The following is a 2,855-nucleotide window of genomic DNA, read 5'->3' on the forward strand; positions in this document are numbered from 1 at the left end:
AGCGGATTCGGGGACGGCACGTGACGACGGGCCGGGGAGGGCCGGTCCATCCGACCGGACCGGACAAGCCCTTGCCCCTGGTAACCCCACCCGAAGCCAGGGGGCGGGCGGCAGGCACCCCGACGACTGGCGCCGCATCCCTAGCCCGCGCATCGAGCGTGCGCGCCGCGCCGGAAGGCTTCGGGTAACCTAGTGGATCAGCGGGCCGTTAGCTCAATAGGCAGAGCTGAGGACTTTTAATCCTTAGGTTCTGGGTTCGAGTCCCAGGCGGCCCACCGACCGCACCATTGTGCGAACCGGTGGTACTCCTGAAGTGCCCCCGTCCGTTTCGGGCGGGGGCATTGTCGTGTCGGTGGGGATCTTGAACACGGGTACGACTCCCTGGTCGGTGAGTTGGACTTCGGCGATGAGGGTCTCGATGGCGGCTTTGCGTTCGGTGGCGGTGCCGCTGGCCATGATGGTGCTGAGGTGGTCGCGGATCCGGGCAACGGTGCCGGGCGGCGGGGGCGCGGGCTGCGACGTCAGGCCCGCGTCAAGTTCGGTGTGCCGGGCTTGGAGTTGAGCCAGCCGTTGCCGGAGTTCGCGGATGCGGGGTCCGGCGGTGGCGTCGTCCATGGTGCCGTTCTCGAACGCCGTGTGATAGCGGTCGATCGCGTTCTCGGTGGTGGTGATCTGGTTGGCGATGGCGGTGAGTTCGGCCCGTCGGTCGTCGTTGGTGGTGTCGTGTTGGGTGTGGGCGCGTTGGATCATGGCGGCGAGGACGGGTTCGGCGGTGGTGTAGAAGTCGAGTAGGGCTTTGAGGATCATGTGGTCGAGGTCGTCGGCGGGGAGTCGGGGTGCGGTGCAGGTGGCGTGTTTGCCGTATCGGGTGCGGGTGAAGCAGGTGTAGTAGCGGTAGCGGCGGGTGCGGCCTTTGGCGGACGTGCCGATGTAGCGCTGTCCGCAGCGTGGACATGTCAGTAGGCCGGTGAGGTAGTAGTCCGAGTCGGACATGGCCCGCCGGGTTTGGACGTCACCGCGGGCTGCGGCGATGTCCTGGGCGCGGCGGAAGGTGTCTCGGTCGATGAGCGGCTCGTGGGCGTCGGGGACGTAGACGTCGCGGTAGGCGATGTCCCCGAGGTAGGCGGGGTTGTCCAGGATCCGGTTGATGGTGTGTCCGGACCACTTCTTGCCGGTGCGGTTCGGGACACCGCGGGCGTTGAGGTCGGTGGCGATGGCGCGGGTGCCGAGTCGGTCGCGGGTGTAGAGGCGGAAGATGTCGCGCAGGATGGGGGCTTCGTCGGGGTGGGGGACGAGGCGCTGGGTGTCGGGGTTGACGAGGTAGCCGTAGGGGCGGGTGCCGCCGGCCCATTGGCCTTTGCTGGCTTTCGCGGTCATGCCACTTTTCACCCGGTCGATGATCATGTTTCGTTCGTATTCGGCGAACACGGCGAGGAATTGCAGCATCATGCGGCCGACCGCGCCGCCGGTGTCGACGGGTTCGGTGGCGGAGGCGACGCGGACATTGGCGGCGTCGAGGGTGGCGGCGAGGTCGACGAAGTGGGCGAGGCTGCGGCTGAATCGGTCGACTCGGTAAACGAGGAGAACGTCGTACATTCCGGCTTTCGCCGCGTCGAGTGCTTTCTTGAGGCCGGGGCGTTCGGTGGTGGCGCCGGAGGCGTCGTCTTCGAATTCGCAGACGATGACCCAGCCGGGGTTGTTGTCGACGTAGCGTCGCAGGGCGGTGCGTTGGGCGAGGAGGCTGAAGGGTTGGTGTTCGTCGTCGGTGGAGCGCCGGATGTAGATGCACACCCGGCACGGTCCGGTCGAGCCTTCCGGCTGGGTGGTGGTGGGGGCGCTGCGGCCGCGCCGCTTCGGTGGGCTGGTGGGGATGGGCTTGCCTGCCATGAGGTGGTTCCTCCGTGCGGGTTCGGGCTGGGGTCGGATGGTGGGCGGCCCACGCGGAGGTGAGCCGCCCCAGGGGTGTTGGGTGAGGGGTTCAGGCGGCGAGGTCGGGGTGCTCGCGCCAGAAGTGGTTGAGCAGGACGGCGAGGGCTTCGGCGGCGTTGTCGAGGTCTTCTGCGGTCATGGGAATGGTGTCGACGCGTGCGATACGCATCGGAATCGTCGTGTCCTTTTCGTTGGTGGGGATGTGTTTCGCACCGCCGTTATTGGTGGCGGTACCGGGATGCGGTTCGTCAGGATAGCTCCGAACGGCGTTTTCGTCGTCATACGGCGCGGTGGCCACGGTCCTCCGAAAAGCGTGTGAAGCTGCGGGGGTCGGAGTCCTTTGTTCATGTGGTTTCCTTTCCTGCGCGGATTGGCGCGATTGATCAAATTGATGCGGAAGAGGCGAATCATGGCGCGTCGCGCTGCTTACGCGCGAGGGGGCGGGGACGATACCTCGAAGCGCTGTCACCGGGAAGCGACGCGGACTGTCAGCGACTCACGGAAACTCACACAGCGCGCCGGAGAGCGGCTGACAGTTGCGAAGCGTTGCTGTCACGGCGTGAGCAGAGGTATGGTCCGCGCCCCTGTCGGGGCGGGAGCGGCGTGGCTGCGGCTATCGCTCTGGCTGCGCTTTGCCGGCCGCCGCCGTCATCGCGGTTCGGGAAGCAGCCGTCGCGCGCGCTGGCCTGCGGGGGCAGCGGCGTGAGGCCCTTGCCGCCGCCTGTGTGGGCGCGTGTCCGGTCACCAGGGGTGGGTTGTCGTTGTGGGTCAGGTGGCCTGTTCGGTGCGGCTGTCGGCGGCGGGGAGGTCGGCCAGGCGCATCGGCGCTCCGTGGTGGCGGTACAGCCACCACACGGCTTCGGCAGGGTTGATGCCGGTGACCTCGGCGTGCACGGCGGTGGCCACCGGGTAGATGGTCCCGGCGG

Annotated in this window: 2 protein-coding genes and 1 tRNA gene; 1 reads left to right on the forward strand and 2 read right to left on the reverse strand. The window is 67.7% G+C overall.

What is annotated here, in order from left to right; all coding sequences use genetic code 11:
* Nucleotides 1-202: 202 nt before the first annotated feature.
* Nucleotides 203-275: transfer RNA gene (locus KJS59_RS30345), tRNA-Lys, on the forward strand.
* Here KJS59_RS30345 and KJS59_RS30350 read toward each other — a convergent pair.
* Together KJS59_RS30350 and KJS59_RS30355 are read right to left on the reverse strand one after the other, a co-directional pair.
* Nucleotides 244-1,887, reverse strand: coding sequence for a recombinase family protein (locus KJS59_RS30350; protein ID WP_213457393.1), 1,644 nt, complete (start codon nt 1,885-1,887; stop codon nt 244-246). The genes KJS59_RS30345 and KJS59_RS30350 overlap by 32 nt on opposite strands.
* A gap of 91 nt (nt 1,888-1,978) precedes the next feature.
* Nucleotides 1,979-2,227, reverse strand: coding sequence for a hypothetical protein (locus KJS59_RS30355; protein WP_213457395.1), 249 nt, complete (start codon nt 2,225-2,227; stop codon nt 1,979-1,981).
* Nucleotides 2,228-2,855: the final 628 nt, after the last annotated feature.

The organism is Rhizomonospora bruguierae, assembly GCF_018397995.1.
GTDB lineage: Bacteria > Actinomycetota > Actinomycetes > Mycobacteriales > Micromonosporaceae > Rhizomonospora > Rhizomonospora bruguierae.